At 35.7% G+C, this 19,430-nt stretch carries 17 protein-coding genes; 11 read left to right on the top strand and 6 right to left on the bottom strand.

The genetic code is table 11. The features are described 5' to 3' along the window. The first annotated feature begins 36 nt into the window (after positions 1–36). Positions 37–1,836: a translation elongation factor 4 gene (lepA, locus tag I5168_RS03230; RefSeq protein WP_105017755.1), complete on the top strand. Its 1,800-nt coding sequence runs from the start codon at positions 37–39 to the stop codon at positions 1,834–1,836. A 52-nt stretch (positions 1,837–1,888) separates the two neighbouring features. Here lepA and I5168_RS03225 read toward each other — a convergent pair whose 3' ends face one another. Beyond that, the gene (locus I5168_RS03225; RefSeq protein WP_105017754.1) at positions 1,889–3,739 is read right to left on the bottom strand and encodes a cation:proton antiporter; all 1,851 of its coding nucleotides are present in this window, start codon (positions 3,737–3,739) and stop codon (positions 1,889–1,891) included. Between the two features lie 206 nt (positions 3,740–3,945). On the opposite strand from I5168_RS03225, the gene I5168_RS03220 reads away from it, so the two are divergent. From I5168_RS03220 to I5168_RS03210, 3 genes are all read left to right on the top strand, one after another. Then, positions 3,946–4,806 (top strand): MBL fold metallo-hydrolase, encoded by an 861-nt coding sequence (locus I5168_RS03220; protein ID WP_105017753.1) that lies wholly within the window; start codon positions 3,946–3,948, stop codon positions 4,804–4,806. A 3-nt stretch (positions 4,807–4,809) separates the two neighbouring features. Next, positions 4,810–6,432 carry a S8 family peptidase gene (locus I5168_RS03215; protein WP_085775529.1) on the top strand — a complete coding sequence of 541 codons (1,623 nt, stop codon included), beginning with the start codon at positions 4,810–4,812 and terminating at the stop codon, positions 6,430–6,432. 230 nt (positions 6,433–6,662) lie between these two features. After that, a complete protein-coding gene (locus I5168_RS03210) occupies positions 6,663–6,860 on the top strand; it encodes a PID-CTERM protein-sorting domain-containing protein (RefSeq protein WP_431472399.1) in 198 nt (65 codons plus the stop codon). Positions 6,861–6,867: 7 nt separating this feature from the next. Here I5168_RS03210 and I5168_RS03205 read toward each other — a convergent pair whose 3' ends face one another. Continuing rightward, complete coding sequence (locus tag I5168_RS03205) at positions 6,868–7,461, bottom strand: riboflavin synthase (RefSeq protein ID WP_431472398.1); 594 nt, start codon at positions 7,459–7,461, stop codon at positions 6,868–6,870. Between the two features lie 59 nt (positions 7,462–7,520). Here I5168_RS03205 and pdxA point away from each other — a divergent pair, with 59 nt between their 5' ends. The 7 genes from pdxA to I5168_RS03170 all read left to right on the top strand — a co-directional run bounded on the left by pdxA (position 7,521) and on the right by I5168_RS03170 (position 15,998). Next, positions 7,521–8,570 carry a 4-hydroxythreonine-4-phosphate dehydrogenase PdxA gene (gene pdxA, locus I5168_RS03200; RefSeq protein ID WP_431472397.1) on the top strand — a complete coding sequence of 350 codons (1,050 nt, stop codon included), beginning with the start codon at positions 7,521–7,523 and terminating at the stop codon, positions 8,568–8,570. 62 nt (positions 8,571–8,632) lie between these two features. Beyond that, a complete protein-coding gene (locus tag I5168_RS03195; protein WP_042276456.1) occupies positions 8,633–9,169 on the top strand; it encodes a YceD family protein in 537 nt (178 codons plus the stop codon). 5 nt (positions 9,170–9,174) lie between these two features. Next, positions 9,175–9,372, top strand: a complete 198-nt coding sequence (rpmF, locus tag I5168_RS03190) for a 50S ribosomal protein L32 (protein WP_042276454.1) — start codon at positions 9,175–9,177, stop codon at positions 9,370–9,372. A gap of 154 nt (positions 9,373–9,526) precedes the next feature. After that, complete coding sequence (locus I5168_RS03185) at positions 9,527–10,522, top strand: beta-ketoacyl-ACP synthase III (protein WP_060523382.1); 996 nt, start codon at positions 9,527–9,529, stop codon at positions 10,520–10,522. A gap of 25 nt (positions 10,523–10,547) precedes the next feature. After that, positions 10,548–11,039 carry an acetyl-CoA carboxylase biotin carboxyl carrier protein gene (gene accB / locus I5168_RS03180; RefSeq protein ID WP_105017748.1) on the top strand — a complete coding sequence of 164 codons (492 nt, stop codon included), beginning with the start codon at positions 10,548–10,550 and terminating at the stop codon, positions 11,037–11,039. A 104-nt stretch (positions 11,040–11,143) separates the two neighbouring features. Further along, the gene (gene accC / locus I5168_RS03175) at positions 11,144–12,484 is read left to right on the top strand and encodes an acetyl-CoA carboxylase biotin carboxylase subunit (protein WP_431472396.1); all 1,341 of its coding nucleotides are present in this window, start codon (positions 11,144–11,146) and stop codon (positions 12,482–12,484) included. A gap of 181 nt (positions 12,485–12,665) precedes the next feature. Further along, positions 12,666–15,998, top strand: coding sequence for a hypothetical protein (locus I5168_RS03170; protein WP_431472395.1), 3,333 nt, complete (start codon positions 12,666–12,668; stop codon positions 15,996–15,998). Here I5168_RS03170 and I5168_RS03165 read toward each other — a convergent pair. Genes I5168_RS03165 through I5168_RS03150 form a run of 4 tightly spaced genes read right to left on the bottom strand, consistent with a single transcriptional unit; the run spans position 15,995 to position 19,353 of the window. Next, positions 15,995–16,738: a metallophosphoesterase gene (locus tag I5168_RS03165; RefSeq protein WP_085775535.1), complete on the bottom strand. Its 744-nt coding sequence runs from the start codon at positions 16,736–16,738 to the stop codon at positions 15,995–15,997. The two genes, I5168_RS03170 and I5168_RS03165, sit on opposite strands and share 4 nt — an antisense overlap. Then, positions 16,735–17,871 carry an ATP-binding protein gene (locus I5168_RS03160; protein ID WP_431472394.1) on the bottom strand — a complete coding sequence of 379 codons (1,137 nt, stop codon included), beginning with the start codon at positions 17,869–17,871 and terminating at the stop codon, positions 16,735–16,737. The genes I5168_RS03165 and I5168_RS03160 overlap by 4 nt, the downstream gene beginning before the upstream one ends. 47 nt (positions 17,872–17,918) lie before the next feature. Next, entirely contained in the window at positions 17,919–18,581 is a 663-nt protein-coding gene (locus I5168_RS03155) for an NAD-dependent epimerase/dehydratase family protein (protein ID WP_431472393.1), read from the bottom strand. 34 nt (positions 18,582–18,615) lie between these two features. After that, complete coding sequence (locus I5168_RS03150) at positions 18,616–19,353, bottom strand: hypothetical protein (RefSeq protein WP_431472392.1); 738 nt, start codon at positions 19,351–19,353, stop codon at positions 18,616–18,618. Positions 19,354–19,430: the final 77 nt, after the last annotated feature.

Below are 19,430 nucleotides of genomic sequence, written 5' to 3'. Positions count from 1 at the left end.
AAATTCGACTATATTTGCATCTCGATTGAAACGACTATGAAGAACATACGTAATTTTTGCATTATTGCGCATATTGACCACGGTAAAAGTACACTGGCAGACAGGCTGTTAGATGCTACTCAAACTGTTACAAAGCGTGAGGCTCAAGCACAGCTATTAGACAATATGGATCTAGAGCGTGAGCGTGGTATTACCATTAAATCTCACGCGATACAGATGAATTATACAGCTCCAGATGGCGAGCAATATATTCTTAATCTGATAGATACTCCTGGTCACGTAGATTTTTCCTATGAAGTTTCTAGATCTATTGCTGCTTGTGAAGGTGCTTTGTTGGTAGTTGATGCCGCACAAAGTATTCAGGCACAAACGATCTCTAACCTTTATCTAGCATTAGAAAACGATCTCGAAATCATACCTGTGCTTAATAAAGTTGATTTACCTAGTGCAAATCCAGAAGAAGTAACCGACGATATTGTAGACCTGTTAGGTTGTGCCCCAGAAGAGGTAATACCAGCAAGTGCCAAAACAGGAATAGGAATCCAAGAGATTCTAGACGCTATCGTTGAGCGTGTACCAGCTCCTGTAGGTAATCCCGATGAGCCGTTGCAGGCATTGATTTTTGATTCTCAATATAATCAATTTAGAGGTGTGGAAACCATCTTTAGAGTTATAAATGGTAGTATTAAAAAAGGTCAACATATTAAGTTTGTTGCAACCGGTGAAAGCTACTATGCCGATGAGATTGGAACTCTTAAGCTGAAACAAGAACCTAAGAAAGAAATAAGCTGTGGTGATGTAGGTTACTTGATTACAGGTATTAAAGAGGCAAAGGAAGTTAAAGTAGGTGATACTATAACTGATCACGATAATCCGACTAAGAATGCAATTGAAGGTTTTGAAGATGTTAAGCCTATGGTTTTTGCAGGTATATATCCTGTAGACACTGAAGATTACGAGGATTTGAGAGCTAGTATGGAAAAATTACAGCTTAATGATGCCTCGCTTGTATTTCAAGCTGAAAGTAGTGCTGCATTAGGATTTGGTTTTAGATGTGGGTTCTTGGGAATGTTACATTTAGAGATTATACAAGAAAGATTAGAACGTGAGTTTGATATGACGGTGATCACTACGGTACCTAACGTATCCTATCACGCTTACACTAACAAAAATCCTAACGACATTGTAATCGTTAATAATCCTAGTGATTTACCTGAACCATCAACACTTAATCGAGTAGAAGAGCCATTTATTAAAGCTACGATTATTACAAAATCTGACTTTGTGGGTAATGTAATGTCATTGTGTATTGAAAAACGTGGTCAAGTAAAAAATCAAACCTACCTTACTCAAGAGCGTGTGGAACTAGTTTTTGACATGCCGTTGGCAGAAATTGTTTTTGATTTCTACGATAGATTAAAAACAGTAAGTAAAGGTTATGCTAGTTTTGATTATGCGCCTATTGGTATGAAAGAGTCAAAACTTGTGCGAGTAGATATTCTGTTAAATGCTCAAACTGTAGATGCTCTTAGTGCGCTTGTGCATTTTGATAATGCTTATACTATTGGTAAAAAGATGGTTGAAAAGTTAAGAGAGTTAATCCCTAGACAGCAATTTGACATACCGGTACAAGCAGCCATAGGAGCCAAAATTATTGCTCGTGAAACTATCAAAGCGTTGCGTAAAGATGTGACGGCAAAATGTTACGGTGGTGATATTTCTCGTAAGCGTAAGTTACTAGAAAAACAAAAGAAAGGTAAAAAGCGTATGCGCCAGGTAGGTAATGTAGAAATTCCACAACAGGCGTTTATGGCGGTATTGAAGTTGAATGATTAATTCAATATGCTTTATAAATTAAAACAGCGACCAATTGGTCGCTGTTTTTTTATTAATTTTCTTCAAGTAGTACTTCACCGGTGGTAGTTTCTACTATTTCTTTACCTAGATATACCAGCAAGGATCCTTCATCTATTTCAAGATCTTGATTAAGTGATGGTATAACATCTATTGCCTTTCCTTTGCGTATAAATAATGGAATGATATTAGAGTCGGTTTTTGTTATTTCTAGAAGAGCATTAAAATGTTCTTGAGATTTTAATTCAATTTCTCTTATGTGACCGTGATATCTAGCTACTTCATTAATATTGATAAAATCGTCGGTAGGAGAGAATAAACCTTCCTCAGGATTTTGATTAGGATTGTTTATTTCATTGGCATGTACCAATCTAAAGGTGCCGTTCTCTCCAAATTGATTGCCGAACCTTTCAACCGCATATTCATTAATTTGAGAGTTCCCAGTGAGAGCTAGCAAAAATCCAATGTTATTAAATTCAACATCATCTGTAAGAGCGTCACTATATACATCAGCGATGACAGCGTCAAGACCCTTTTCCTTAGCCAGTCTTACATTATTAGCATTGCTGTCAACTAGCACAACCGCACGTTCGTGTTTTTTTAAGTAGTCAGCCACAAGTCTTGAGAACTTGCTGGCTCCTATTATCATAATTCCATTAGATTTCTTAAGAAAAACTCCTACAATTTTTGCAAAAGCACGTGCCGTGGTAGCATTAAGAAGTACAGTTCCTAATACGATCATAAAAACGAGAGGTGTAATATACTCTGCCCCTTCAATACCTTGAGAAACTAATTTTGATCCAAATAAAGATGCAATACCAGCTGCCACGATACCACGAGGACCTACCCATGATATGAAGAGTTTTTCATTTATTTTAAGTCCGCTGTTGACAGAACTCGCAAACACACCCAATGGTCTTATTAAAAGTACAACTATGGCAAAAAGCACTGCAGTTTTCCATGTATAGATTAAGTATAGATCTTCCATGTTAATATTTGCTGCTAGCAAAATGAATAAGATGGAGATTAATAAAACACTTAGGGATTCTTTGAAGTAAAGGAGTTCCTTAATATTAGGTAAATTAATGTTACCCATCACCATTCCCATAACTACCACGGCAAGTAAACCAGATTCTTTGGCAAAGGTGTCGCTCAAAACAAAGACGCCCAATACAGCAGCTAGAGTCACTACATTAAGCAAGTAATGTGGAATAAATTTTTTCTTGATAGCAAAGGCAAGCGCATGAGCAAAAGAAAAACCAAAAGCAAATCCGAACAACACAATCTTACCAAACTCTTCAAGTGCCACTATGGTAAATTTCCCGCCAGATCCGGTGCTTATAAATTCAAATACCAATACGGCAAATAGAGCTCCTATAGGATCAATGAGTATTCCTTCCCATTTAAGAATAGAACTTATATCTTTTTTCAATGGAATGTTTCGTAAAATAGGAGAGATAACGGTAGGACCAGTAACAATAATCAACGCACTGAATAAAAGTGAAATTTCCCAGCTCAAGTCAAAGATATAGTGAGCAGCAACACCAGCACCTATAAACGTAATTATTACAGCCACAGATATAAGTTTTCCAATAACAGGACCAGTATTTAGAATTTCGGCTCGTTTCAGGGTTAAACCACCTTCAAATAGAATTATACTAATTGCTAATGAGACAAAATAGAATAAACTTTCTCCAGGAAACAGTCCGTTATCACCATTCCAAATGGGGTGAATGAGTTTCGTGTGATCTTCCGTATAAATGGTTGCGATGGGACCTACTAACAGTCCAATGATGATAAGGGGTAAAATTGCGGGTATTTTAAAACGCCATGCGACCCATTGCGCTAGTATACCTAAAATTATAATTCCTGCTAGTTCTAGCATATTTGGATAGATTTTAGGGCCAATTTACGACCTTTTTTAAATAGATGTTGAGGTTCCGCTTTCGCGAAAGCGTAATTACCACATTCTTAACGTGCAATTATGATATACCGCTATTGATTTTAACATAGATTCATGATGCATAATTAGCTATTAAAAAACTGATAAATGACCACTGATTACCAATGCCTATTTTGTATTTTGCAGCAATGAAAATACATAAGGTAGAATCTGGGAATTTTAAATTAGATGGCGGTGCTATGTTTGGTGTAGTGCCTAAATCTTTATGGCAACGCACAAATCCAGCCGATTCAAACAACATGATCGACATGGCGGCGAGATGTTTGTTAATTGAAAATGGTGATCGGTTGACTTTAATTGATACCGGAATGGGTACTAAGCAATCGGAAAAATTCTTTGGATACTATTACATGGACCATAGATTTGACTTAGATTCCAGTCTTAAAAATCTAGGTTTTAATAGAGATGATATTACCGATGTTTTTTTGACACACCTACATTTTGATCATTGTGGTGGCGTTATAAAAAAAGCTGGTAATCACGATGGATATGAACCTGCTTTTAAAAATGCCCGTGTTTATACCAACGAATCACACTGGCAATGGGCAATTGAACCTAACGCTAGAGAAAAGGCCTCATTTTTAAAAGAAAATATTATCCCGATTCAAGAAAGCGGTCAATTAGAGTTTGTAAAACAAAATCAAACTTTTGAGAAAGCAAATGAAATGGATTTTGACATTTTGTTTGTTGATGGTCATACAGAAAAAATGATGATACCGCATATTGAGTATGATAGTAAAACATTTGTTTTCATGGCCGACTTATTGCCTACCGCAGGACATTTGCCCCTGCCATACGTTATGGGATACGACACAAGGCCTTTACTGACTCTTGATGAAAAAGAGAGGTTTTTACAAAAGGCAGCCACTGAGAAGTACTACCTCATTTTAGAACACGATCCTTTTAATGAGATTATTACGGTTAAACACACCGATAAAGGTGTGCGATTGGACCAAGTTTATACATTTAATGACTTTTTTAATAATTAGAATATGAAGTTTACATTTAAAAATACCCTTGTGGTAACAGCCGTTGCTGGTATGCTAGCTAGCTGTGGTAGTGGATTTGATATAGTATCACCACCTATTGAAAATATTGATACTACTCCTATTAAGACAACTGCCCTTACTGAAGAGCAAGAGAAAAATTGGAAGGACTACGATCTTCAACAGGATACTATTCCTGGAATGAGTGTTAATAGAGCTTATAATGAAATCCTAAAAGGAAAAAAAGGTGAAACTGTTGTAGTCGCAGTTATTGATAGTGGTATTGATGTTGAACACGAGGATCTAGATGATGTTATTTGGGTAAATGATGATGAAATCCCAAATAATGGAATTGATGACGATAACAATGGTTATATCGACGATGTTCATGGATGGAACTTTTTAGGAGATATTGTTGATGAAAATTTAGAATATGAACGTATTGTTCGTGATAAGGATAAGCTACCTGCAGATCTAGTGGCTAAAGCTCAAAAAGAGTACGACGAAAAACTAGAGCAAGCTCAAGTTGCAAAGGGTCGTTATGAACAAATCCTTCAGCAAATAAATCAAGTTGATCCGTTGTTGAAAAAAGCGACTGGAAAAGACGTATACAAATCAGAGGATTTAAAAACCGTTGAATCTGAAGATCAAGCTGTACAACAAGGCAAGCAATTGATGATGTTCTTGTTCTCTCAAGGTTTAGAGTCTAACAAAGATGCTATAGACACTATTACCGAGCTTATTAACGATCAAGCAGATTTGTTAAACGGATCTAAGTTAAAGACAAATTATAGAAAAGATATCCTAGGTGATGACCCTTATGTATGGGACACTCCTGTCTATGGAAATAATGAGTATAGTGGTCCAGATCCAAAGAAAGAAGATGCTTTTCATGGAACACACGTTGCTGGGATAATTGCTGCAGAGCGTAATAATGGATTAGGTGTTAATGGAGTGGCTGAAAATGTAGAGATAATGGTTCTAAGAGCTGTATCTACCGCTGACGAATACGATAAAGATATTGCTAAGGCGATACGATATGCTGCGGATAATGGTGCTAAAGTGATTAATACAAGTTTTGGTAAATATCATTCTCCTAATCCAGAATGGGTATGGGAAGCAATTAAATATGCTGCTAGTAAGGATGTTCTTATTGTAAATGCTGCTGGAAATGAAGGTATTGACACAGATTTTACTCAAGTATATCCTCAAGACCAACAAGGAGTAGGAGAAGAAATATCTGATAACTTTTTAACTGTAGGAGCTATGGGTCCGGAATATGGAGCTAATATGATTGCTGGTTTTTCTAATTACGGTAAATCTAGTGTAGATGTTTTTGGTCCTGGAGTGAAAATCTATTCAACTGCTCCAAATAGTGAGTATAGATTTGCGCAAGGTACGTCTATGGCTTCTCCTGCAGTAGCAGGAGTTGCTGCCGTAGTGAGAAGTTATTTTCCTAAATTGAGTGCAGGTCAAGTGAAGCAAGTTATTATGGAAAGTGGATTGACTACAAATGCAAACATGACTTTAAGTAGAAGTAGAGAGACAACAAAGCCGTTTAAAGAGATTACTAAATCGGGTAGAATGGCAAACCTTTATAATGCTTTAATACTTGCTTCAAAAATGTAAGAAGCTGTTTTTATATTACTAATAAAAGTGCCTCATTAATATAGTGAGGCATTTTTTTTTGATATAGATTGTAGTGTAAATTTAAAACTTAATCATAGCGAATATTATAGATAATAAACATTAAAAAATCGATAAACGGTAAATTTGTTTAAATTGACATTAAGTTTACAGCTCTTTTTTTGGAGAAGATTGATAAATAAATATATTCGCAACTTAAAGAAAATGCCCCTATGCAATTCTTGTTATTATTAATACTTGGTACAGGTACTGGTGGACCTACGCCACCGCCACCGCCTCCTCCTATGGGGCCACCGCCACCTGTTGGTGATGTAGTTCCAGTTGATAGTGGTATTCTAATACTTATTGCTGTTGCACTTGCTATAGGAATTTACTCCGTTTTACAAAGAAGAAGAATTACAAAAGCTTAAAAAGCTTTTAATTATTTTGTAATTCCATTAAACGTTTTACATATTTTCCTATAACGTCAAACTCTAGATTTACGATATCACCTGATTTCATCTCCTTAAAACCAGTGTGTTCATAGGTATAAGGTATTATAGCGACGGAAAACTCATTGATTTTTGAGTTTACTACAGTGAGACTTACGCCATTAATACAAATACTTCCCTTTTCAATAGTCACATTATTCAAAGCAGAGTCGTATCTGAAAGTGAATATCCATGATCCATCTTGTTCCTCTACATTTATACAGGTTCCAGTCTGGTCCACGTGTCCTTGAACAATATGTCCGTCTAAACGGGCATTCATAAGCATGGCACGTTCAATATTTACGGTGTTGCCAACTTTAAGTTCGCCTAAATTGGTTTTTTTAAGTGTTTCGTCGATTGCAGTAACTGTATATAAGTCTTCATTCAGATCAACAATAGTGAGACACACTCCATTATGTGCTATGCTTTGATCAATTTTAAATTCATTTGTAATATCCGAATGTAATGTAAAATGAATATTAGACCCTTCTTTTTTTATTTCAACTACACGTGCAGTTTGTTCAATAATTCCTGTAAACATAACTTGTGAAAAAACCTTAATTTTACTTTTTCAAAAATACGGCTTAAATAGCGCAATACATGGTAAAAACTGACAATATCAAAGTAGGTATATCAATAGGAGATCCTAACGGAATCGGTGGTGAAATTATTCTTAAAGCTTTTGAAGATAATAGAATGCTAGAAATGTACACGCCTATAATTTTTGGTAGTACAAAATTGTTTTCCTACTACGCAAAAGTTTTTAAAATCAACACAAAGTTTCAAGGGATAAAGTCTTTGGAAGATGTCGTGCCGGGTAAAATTAATGTTATGCGTCTTTTTAAGGAGCCTTTTCATGTTGATTGGGGAAAAGTAGATAAAAAAGCAGGAGAAATCGCGGTTAAAAGTCTTCAAGAAGCAACCAAGGCGCTTAAGTCAGGGAATGTTGACGTACTTGTAACAGCGCCTATTAATAAGGAATCCATTCAAAGTGAAGAGTTTAAATTTCCTGGACATACGGACTATTTGAATCAGGAACTATCAGGAGAAAGCTTAATGTTTATGGTTTCGGATAAATTAAAGGTAGGTTTGCTTACCGACCATGTTCCAGTAAAAGATGTTCCTTCAAACATCACGGCTAAAAGTATTAAAACCAAAATAGGAACAATAAAAGAGTCATTAAAACGAGACTTTAAAATTTCCAAACCTAAAATTGCAGTTCTAGGAATTAATCCACACGTAGGAGATAATGGTGTTATAGGAGATGATGATCAAAAACAGCTAATACCTGTTTTAGAGGAATTACGCAATGATGGTACTTTGATATTTGGCCCTTACGCAGCCGACTCTTTTTTTGGTCAGAAACGTCACGAACAATTTGACGCTATTTTGGCAAGCTATCATGACCAAGGTTTAGTTCCATTTAAAACATTAAGCTTTGGTGAAGGTGTTAATTACACAGCAGGATTAAGTCATGTGCGCACCAGTCCAGATCATGGAACTGGTTTTGACATAGCAGGAAAAAATGAAGCAAGTGCTAGTAGTTTTACTGCTGCTGTACATATGGCTGCAGATATTTTTAATGCTAGAAAGGAATATGATGAACTGACTTCAAACGTATTAAAAATACAATCTAAAAAACGAAGATGATATTAACAGTTGATTTTTAATAACTTTTATTATCTTTGCACGCTCTTTATAAGAGCTATATTATGGAACTCAAAGCTTTTAATATTGCGTTTGCTGGTCTTAAAGTAGGGCAGCATCAATTTGAGTACGAGGTCGATAATACGTTTTTTGAAAATTTCGGATTTGAAGAGTTTAATAGCTCATCCCTTGCTGTAACTGCGGTACTAGATAAAAGAACCACAATTATGGATCTTAAATTAACTGCTCATGGAGTGGTTAACGTTAATTGTGATGTGACTAATGAACCCTTTGATTTACCTGTTGAGGTAGATATGGATTTGGTAATCAAATTCGGTGAGGAGTTTAACGATGAAAATATAGAGTTGTTAATTTTACCTCATGGTGAATACCAATTCAATATAAGCCAGTACGTATATGAGATGATTGTTTTATCAATTCCTCAAAAAAGAGTACATCCAGGTGTTGAAGACGGCACACTAGACTCAGAAGTGTTAGATAAACTTGATGAGTTAAGTGTAGCAGCTCCAGAAGAGAAAGAGACAGAACAAGTAGATCCCAGATGGGACGCATTAAAAAAATTAAAAACGGATAATAATTAATAGCCATGGCGCATCCAAAGAGAAAAATCAGTAAAACAAGAAGAGATAAAAGGAGAACTCATTATAAAGCGAGTGTTCCTCAAATCGCAGTAGATTCAACAACAGGAGAATCTCACTTATACCACAGAGCTCACTGGCACGAAGGTAAATTATACTACCGTGGTAATGTTTTAATTGACAAAACAGAAGAAGTAGAGGCTTAGTCTCTATCGTTTAACACAGGTTATTCGATATAATAACTTATTTTTAAAATTATTAAAATGACACATTTTCAATTAAAAATGTGTCATTTTTTGTGGTTTTAGACTGTTTTTTAGTAGCTTTCGCAGCTCTAATCGTCTAATTAGAACGATACTTATGGGTAAAATAACAGCAGCAATAACAGGTGTAGGTGCCTATTTGCCAGAATATCGCCTTACAAATGCCATTCTTGAAACAATGGTAGATACTAATGATGAGTGGATCACCACGCGTACAGGTATTAAAGAGCGTCGTATTCTAAAGGAACCTGGTAAAGGAACCTCATATATGGCCATTAAAGCTGCACAAGACCTTATAGAAAAAAAAGGTATCGACCCTAAAACAATAGATTTAGTATTACTAGCTTCTGCTACACCCGATATGCCGGTTGCGTCAACAGGAGCCTATGTAGCAACACAAATTGGAGCTACAAATGCTTTCTCATATGATTTAATGGCGGCATGTTCAAGTTTTCTTTTTGGAATGAGTACAGCTAGCAGTTACATCGAATCAGGTCGATATAAACGAGTATTACTTATTGGGGCAGATAAAATGTCCTCAATCATAGATTACGAAGACCGCGCTACTTGCATTATCTTTGGAGATGCAGCTGGCGCGGTTCTTTTTGAACCTAATGAAGAAGGCTATGGTGTTCAAGATGAAATTTTAAGAACCGACGGTATAGGTCGTGAATTCTTAAAAATTGAAGCAGGTGGATCAATTCTTCCAGCCTCTCATGAAACTGTAGAAAATAAGCAACATTATGTTTTTCAGGATGGGAAAAGTGTATTTAAGTACGCGGTTTCCAGCATGGCCGATGTTGCAGAACAAGTAGTTCAAAGAAACGGTTTAAGTAACGATGATATAGATTGGTTAGTTCCTCATCAAGCAAATAAACGTATTATAGACGCCACAGCTAGGAGAGTAGAATTACCACAAGAAAAAGTAATGATGAACATACACAAATATGGTAATACAACCAGTGCTACCTTACCTTTGTGTTTATATGAATATGAATCCCAATTAAAGAAAGGAGATCATCTCGTGTTTGCAGCCTTTGGTGGTGGCTTTACATGGGGATCAGTTCTACTTACTTGGGCCTATGATAGTTAATCCTTTAATTAACCACCCTTAAATTATGGAATTAAAAGAAATACAAAACCTAATCAAATTTGTCGCAAAGTCTGGCGCAAGTGAGGTGAAATTAGAAATGGATGATGTAAAAATCACCATTAAAACACAATCAGACGAACCTGTTACTTATGTTCAACAAGCACCGGTAATGGCAGCTCCACAACCAGCAGCTCCTGCACCTGTTGCACCAGCAGCGCCAGCAGCACCGGCTTCAAGTGATGCTCCTGCACCAGCAGCTGTTAGCGATGACAGTAAGTACATTACAGTAAAATCACCAATTATTGGAACTTTTTATAGAAAGCCAGCTCCAGACAAACCACTGTTTGTTGAAGTAGGAGACTCTATAAAAGAAGGTGATACCTTATGTATCATTGAAGCAATGAAACTATTTAACGAAATCGAAAGTGAAGTTTCTGGTACTATCGTAAAAGTATTAGTAGACGATTCTTCTCCAGTAGAGTTTGATCAACCATTATTTTTAGTAGATCCTTCTTAATTTAAGAGGGATTTATTGTTTGTGTTAGTGTCCATGGAAAATTACGCTTTCGCGAAAGCGTAATCCAAAACAACACTATCGCGGTAACTAAAAAACTGATTATCATGTTTAAAAAAGTATTGATAGCAAACCGTGGTGAAATTGCTCTAAGGGTTATAAGAACCTGTAAGGAGATGGGTATCAAGACAGTAGCTGTATATTCTACTGCTGATGCTGAAAGTTTACACGTGAAGTTTGCTGATGAGGCTGTGTGTATAGGTCCTGCGCCTAGTAGCGAGTCTTATCTAAAGATGTCAAATATTATAAGCGCTGCAGAAATTACAAATGCAGATGCTATTCATCCAGGATATGGATTTTTATCTGAGAATGCTGATTTTTCACGTATTTGTCAAGAGCACGATATAAAATTCATCGGTGCTAGCCCAGAAATGATAAGCAAAATGGGTGATAAGGCAACTGCCAAAGCTACTATGAAAGAGGCTGGTGTTCCTTGTGTTCCTGGATCTGAAGGTGTAATTCCTGATTTTGAAACTTGTATAAAAGTAGCCAAAGAAACTGGTTACCCAGTAATGCTTAAAGCAAGTGCTGGTGGTGGTGGAAAAGGTATGCGTGCGGTATGGAAGGAAGAGGACCTTGAAGACGCATGGAATAGTGCAAAAACGGAATCAAAAGCGGCATTTGGTAACGACGATATGTACATGGAGAAACTCATTGAGGAACCTCGTCATATCGAAATTCAAATCGTTGGAGATCAAGATGGAAAAGCGTGTCACCTATCAGAACGTGATTGTTCTATTCAACGTCGTCACCAAAAATTAACTGAAGAAGTTCCTTCTCCTTTCATGACTAAAAAGTTACGTAAGGATATGGGTGAAGCAGCGGTAAAAGCAGCAGAGTTTATTAAATACGAAGGTGCCGGAACTGTAGAATTTCTAGTAGATAAACACCGTAATTTCTATTTTATGGAAATGAATACTAGGATTCAGGTTGAGCACCCAATTACTGAACAGGTAATTGATTTTGACCTTATTAGAGAGCAAATATTAGTCGCTGCAGGTGTTAAGATATCTGGTAAGAATTATGAGCCTACCTTACACTCGATAGAATGTAGAATTAATGCTGAAGATCCTTACTATGATTTTAGACCTTCGCCAGGAAAAATAACAGTGTTACATGCTCCAGGAGGACATGGAGTGCGTTTAGATACTCACGTATATGCTGGTTATATAATACCGCCTAACTATGACTCTATGATAGCTAAGTTAATTACAACAGCTAGAACTAGACAAGAGGCTATTGATAAAATGAAAAGAGCTCTTGATGAGTTCCATATAGAAGGAATTAAAACTACGATACCTTTTCACAGACAATTAATGGATCATCCAGATTATGTAGCTGGTAATTATACCACTGCTTTTATGAATGATTTTGAAATGAAAAAGTAGTCCTTTTTAAACTTAGTTTATAAATCCCAAGTCATTTCGGCTTGGGATTTTTTATTTCTCTGGTTATTGATAAAATATTTTATAATTGTGGTAGTTTGCTGTTAGTATGAGGTTGGTCTTGTTTCTTTTCTTCTTTTTGGCATTGGGAAATTGCTATTCTCAAAGTTTTGAAAATGTAAAGGTGAAGACTTTTAAACCATCAGATAGTTTATTAATAGATAGTCTTCCTATTCAAAAATCCAATTTCAAATTAACCAATATTAAGGGCGTTGCGATTGATACTAGTTTATATACAGTTGACTATGCAACAGGCCGTATTTATTTAAACCCCATTATAGCAGCCTCTAACGACTCATTGCGAGTACAATACCTACCTTTTCCCAAGGAATTATTCAAGGGAGTTCGATTATATGATCCTTCTATCATCCTAAGTGATGAAAGTCCACAAGAACAGTTAGTACAATTAATCCAGCCCAAAAAGCAAGAGATTCAAGTACCCTTCAATGGTTTACAAACTAGCGGAAGTATTTCCAGAGGTTTAAGAATAGGAAATAATCAAAATAGTGTAGTAGATGCCGAGTTGGATCTTAGGATAACGGGTAAGCTTAATGATAAAGTATCCTTAAGAGCATCCATTCAAGATGCAAATGTTCCTCAAACACAGAATGGTTATTCTCAAAGATTGGACGAATTTGATCAAATTTTTATTGAGCTATACAGTGACTCATGGAAAATAAGAGCTGGTGATGTAGATCTAGAGCAACAACAATTTGCCTTTAATAAATTTACCAAAAGAGTTCAAGGTATTTCTGGATCGGTGCGGTTTGATGGAGACTCATCAAACAGTTATATAAACGCAGCTGGTGCTCTGGTAAGAGGAACATTCAATACTTCTAGATTTGTGGGTCAAGAAGGTAATCAAGGACCCTACAAATTAACTGGGCAAAATGGAGAACTGTTTATTCTAATTGTCTCTGGTAGTGAGCGAGTATATGTAAATGGAATATTACTACAACGTGGTGAAAACAATGATTATGTAATCGACTATAATGCTGGTGAGGTTAGGTTTACACCAACTTTTCCGATAACAAGTGAAATGAGAATTTCTATAGAGTATCAATATAGCGAGCGTAATTTTACCCGTTTTGTGGGTTATGGAACGGCAGGATATCAGTCAGAAAAACTTAATATAGAGGCATATGCCTATACAGAGTCTGATGCAAAAAATCAACCTTTACAACAAAACCTCTCTGAACAACAAGTGCAAGCTCTTGCAGCTGCAGGAGATAATCCAGATTTACAAGTAGCACCTAGTGCGATTCCTGATGATTTTTCAGAAAATAAGATTCTTTATAGACGGGACATTATTAATGGTGTTGAACGTTTTGTGTTTTCACAGGATCCCAATGATGATTTGTTTACAGTTCGATTCACTTTAGTTGGAGACAATCAAGGCGATTATGTATTGATCAATGACCAAGCCATCGCAAATATTTATGAATATGTAGCACCTGTGAATGGTGTTTCACAAGGTAATTATGCACCTATAGTAAGACTTTTTGCTCCTCAAAATTTAACCATTACGGGTGTTAAGGCTGACTATGCTCCGTCCGAAAAAACACAGATAGCAACCGAGTTTGCCGCTAGCCGCAATGATCTTAATAAATTTTCTAATCTAGATGATGATGATAATGATGGTGTTGCAGGTAGGTTTGCTATCAAACAGGTATTGATTAAAAAACCTAAAAAGTATGATGTAGCCTCATCACTATCTCTGGATTATATAAATGAGAATTTTAGGAACGTTGAACGTATTTATAACATCGAGTTTGCTAGGGATTGGAATTTAGTTACTCCACAAGGAAATCAACTGTTTACTACACTGTCTACTGATTTTAAAATAGATTCAACACTCACAACTACTTATTCTTTTCAGCATTTAGAATTTAGTGATACCTATAATGGGAATAGACACGTTTTAAGTGGCGCTTATAACGATAGTTTGTGGCAGTCACGCTTTCGCGGAAGCGTACTAAAAACAAGTGGTACTGAATTTTCTTCAAAATTTAATAGATACGATATTGCCGTTAAAAGAAAGATTGGAAAAAACTATATAGGAACTAATTTGAACGGTGAGGGAAATGAGCAGAAAAATGTAAATACCGATCGGTTTACAAACTTATCACAGCGATTTAATCAATATGAGATCTTTGCAGGTCGCGGCGATACTACTAAAGTTTTTGTTGAATTGGGTTATAGACATAGAGTAAATGATAGTTTAAGGGACAATCAACTGGTACAGGTTAATAAATCAAACAATTATTACATAAGAGCACAACCCATTAAAGACGAGAAACAGAAACTACTGTTGTACGCAAATTATAGAAAACTTAAAGCCACTGTCGATAATATTGAAGATGAAGTTTCATTTAATTCAAGAGTTCAATACCAACGATCCTTTTATGATAAGAAAGTAAATTTCACCTCTGCCTATGAGACTAACAGTGCATCAATCGCACGTCAAGATTTTACCTACGTCGAGGTTAATCCTGGCCAAGGAACCTTTACTTGGATTGATTATAACAATGATGGAATACAAGATTTAACTGAATTTGAAGTAGCCCAATTTCAAGATCAAGCAAATTATGTAAGAGTCTTACTTCCTAATCAACTATTTGTTCCTACTCATCAAAATAAACTTGCTCTTACTCTTAACCTAAATCCTAGTTCGTGGAATGATAAAACAGGATACAAAAGGATACTGTCTCATTTTTTTAATCAAACTAGCTATCAAATAGATCGCATGATTGCAAGAGAAGGTACAAGTTTTAGCCTAAATCCTTTTAATGATGAAGATGAGCAATTAGGATTGAACAAATCCTTTAGAAACAGTCTTTTCTTTAATCGAGGAAAGCAGGATTTTACTACTAATTACACCTATATCTCTACAGAATCGCAAAACTTGCAAAGTATAGGTTTGTTTTTAAGTAAAGTAAATAGTCACCAGTTAGGAATGGTCCATCGATTCAAGAAAAGTTGGCTTATTGATATAAGCTTACAATCAGGATCTACATCCAGTTTGAGTGAAAATTTTGAAAATCGAAATTTTAAAATAGATCAAAGCTTATTTAAACCTAAATTGAGTTACTTATTTAGTGCCAGCAATCAATTTGATTTATTTTATCAATATCAAAAAAAGGAGAATAAATTCAATGATCAGGCTAATTTAGAACAGCACAATTTTGGGGTTAATTTTTCATTTAATAAGCAGCAGGCATATGCTGTTAATGGTACTCTTACATATATCAAAAATGATTTTGAGGGACAGGCTTTTTCACCAGCAGGTTTTCAAATATTGGAAGGACTACAAGACGGTGATAACTTGACCTGGCAATTACTGTTTCAACGTAATATCACAAGCTTTTTAGACCTTAACTTATCTTATAACGGTAGAGCAACTGAAAGTGCGCCTACAGTGCACACGGGCAGTGTGCAGTTAAAAGCCTATTTTTAATTGCGACCCTTTTCATTGGGATAAAAGGTGTGAACGGGATCGCTTTGCCAGACTGTTTTATCTTCAATGCATATTGCTGTTAAAGGTCCTTTGTAGGCTGCGCCTGTGTCTATATTCCATACATTGGCTGCGTTAATAGGAGAAAAACTGTCTAGTCTTGTTGTTGGAGTATGTCCAATAAAAATCTCATGGTACAATTTTAATCTATCAGGATACCGTTCGTTTTCTATACTAAGTTCAGGATTCAAGCATAAGGCGAGTTCCCATAATGATCGATCCCAATATGTGATATTTGAGTAATATTCATATTTGGGACCTTTCAAATTATGAAACCCTGCATGAAAAAATCCATTGTTATCTTTCTCAAAATAGGGTAACAAATGTTTTTCCAAAAACTCTACATGTTTATTTATAATTGCAGATTCTTTAGCTTCATATTTATCTACAGTTATCTGTCCGCCGTGTTGTAACCAAGAATTGTTTTTCTGGTTGGTTTTAAAATAATTCAATAATAACTCATCATGATTACCCATGAGATAAACCGGTTCTAAATGACCGTTTTCTTTTCTTTCTTTTTTAAAATTGATTAAAAAGTCAATGACTTCGACACTTTGTGACCATCCATCTACATAGTCGCCTAAAAATATTAAATGATCATCACCTTTAATATTTATGCGGTCTAACAATTGTAGTAAGGCTTTGTAGCCACCGTGTATATCTCCTATTGCTATAGTTCTCATGAATTGTATTGTACTTTTCTTAAAATGCGTAAAGCTTCTTTAAATGCCTTATATGTTGTTACATATTTTTTGAGATGTTGCTTGTGAACTCGCATTTTTTCAACCGGTTCACCTACATTGTTAAACTTACAAATAAGCATGGTTTCCGGCAACTGCCTAAGATCCATTAGTTCCCTATCGGTAAGCGGTGCATCAGTTGCTATTTTTTGCAATAAAGCCAGGTTTGCATTGTAAATGTGGTGTAGCGTTCTTCTATCGTAGTAAGGAGGATTAAAGAGAATTTTATTCTCTAAAGTATAGGTTCCATTAGGTAGAAATCTAAACGTTTGCTTTTCAAGTGGATGATACCGCTGTTGTGCTCCAATACCTAAATGCACAAATTCAAGTATACTAAAACTGGAATCATCATGTGTTATTTGAACTTCATCTAGGGCGCTGTAAAAAAGTTGTACTTGCTCATTGACCATTTCAATGTCAACTCGTGAATAGTAAGTTTGGCCTTTTTTATGTTTTACTTTGCCAGACCAACATATGACAAACTGTTCTTTAAAAACTTTATATTCTGCATGTAGACCGTTGTGACGTCTTTCCATAAACGTAACTACACTATCAAGTGTGTGTTCAATATGGTTGCTAGATTGTTTTTCAATTTGTCGAACGATTTCAGAATTAACATCATTGATTTCGCTATAGAAATCCTTGGGCATTGAAACGCTTCCATCCCTAAAAAAGGCTGCTCCGCCATAATATTTCCAAATGTTTTTGCGTAGGACAGTAAGACCATTTTGTGCTCGTATAGTAACTAATCCGACCACTTTTCCTGTAGGTAAGTGTGGAAATGCAATATTCTCATATTGAATTATAGGAGCGTTTTGTAAATAAGCATTGACAAGGTTTTGTAGTTTAGAATCATCAAAAAAATCTACGCCTACAATGGAGTTACTCGCATCATCGATCCCTATAACAATGTAACTGTTGTTCTTAGGATTAGAATTTGAAAGCGCACAAATATGTTTTAAAAACTTAGCCTTTCCTTCTTTACTGCCTAAATCAATTCGCAACTTCTTGTCATAAAAACTATTCTCATCATTATGAGCTAATAGATTTTTTACGAGAAGTCGTTTATTAATCATGTGGTCTAAAGATAAACCACAATTAATAGTAAGCCATTAAGAAACAGTTATTTTACGTTTGCTATTTGAATGAGTTCATCGCTTTCAATCCGTGATTTTTCATACCCATGTAATGCTATGCGAATCATAGCAGTGGCAATTGTTTTTGGTGCAATACTGCGGTATTTTTTAAGAGGTCCTACAAGTAGTGGATCAATCAATTTCTGTACTTTTTTCCACATGCTTTCAAAGGGGCGTTTTTCATCTCTGGGTCCACTTATCAATGCTGGTTGAACAAAATAGGCGGCTTTGAAATTTAGATCCTTTATGTCGCGCTCCATTTCTCCTTTGCCTCGGTTATATAGAAATCTGCTTTCAGGATTTGCTCCTAGTGCACTTATGGCTATGACAGTGGATATTTCATTGTCCTTAGCCTGTTGAGCTACTAAAAGTGGTAGATCATGCTCAATTTTGTAGTATTCTGCTTTATCTGGTGTCTTTGATTGGGTAGTACCGGTACAAATAAATAAATGATCTCCATATAAGTGGTTCACATAAGTAGATGGATCAAATAGGTCAACAATATAATTTTTATGTTTAGGGTTTTGGTGGTTGATACGCTTTCGCGAAAGCGTAATCACACTATCATACTGCTCATTTTGCAGTAATTTTTCCAATAAAACACTACCACATAGTCCAGTGGCTCCAATTATTATAGCACTATAACCCATAAAGATTGATTTGAGGATAGTACTAAGATAAGTGTTATCGTATTTGTACAATAGTAAATTGGCAATCTTCAATACCTTCTGATAGGTTTACAGTAGCTCCAAGGTCTGAAAAAAGTTCAAATGTGATAGTGTCACCTGTATTTAATTGTTCTAGTGACTCAACTTTTCTTACTGGTGGAGTTACAGGAAGCTCAAGAAGATCTGTTTCGGGAATAGTTATTATCCCTACTGTAAGTTCTGGAAAAACAACATCTACAGTAATATTGGCAAAATTCTCACGAGCAACAACAACACCGTTCTTCCTTATACAAACGCCATAGTTAATAGATGCATTAATTGAATTTGAGGCATTTATTCTAACTTTTATGGTATAAATACCATCTTGTTTTGCGGTGAACGTGTGTGTGGCAGGATCATACTCATCGTTAAGATCAAACTCTTCACTGTCAAAAGGAATTTGTGTATAGGTAGATGAAAGAACAAGTGTTGCAGAGGTCGCATTTGTAAATCCTCCTTTTACCGCGGTTTTAAGGGTGGCGTTTAATACATCGCTAGATGAAACTCTCATCACCTCGTTATTAGATCTCACAAGTATACTATCTTGTGCAGCGAGATTTCTATCAGTAGGATTTGTAACTGGATCTACATTACGTATCATAACATTTCCATTTATGTCTAAGGTGGCTTGTGGCGTGGTGGTGTTTACTCCAACTTGACAGTAAATGAAAGTTATATTATAGAATATAAAAATTAAGGTTAGTAGTGATTTCATAGGCTGTATTAGATTGATTATCATAAATATAAATATCTATATAGCGTATTGACCTGTTAAAAGTGTATTTTAACTAA

This window comes from Nonlabens sp. SCSIO 43208, assembly GCF_050703575.1.
Lineage (GTDB): Bacteria > Bacteroidota > Bacteroidia > Flavobacteriales > Flavobacteriaceae > Nonlabens > Nonlabens tegetincola.
Note: the sequence above shows the minus strand (reverse complement) of the source record. Positions and strands in the feature narration are given on the sequence as shown.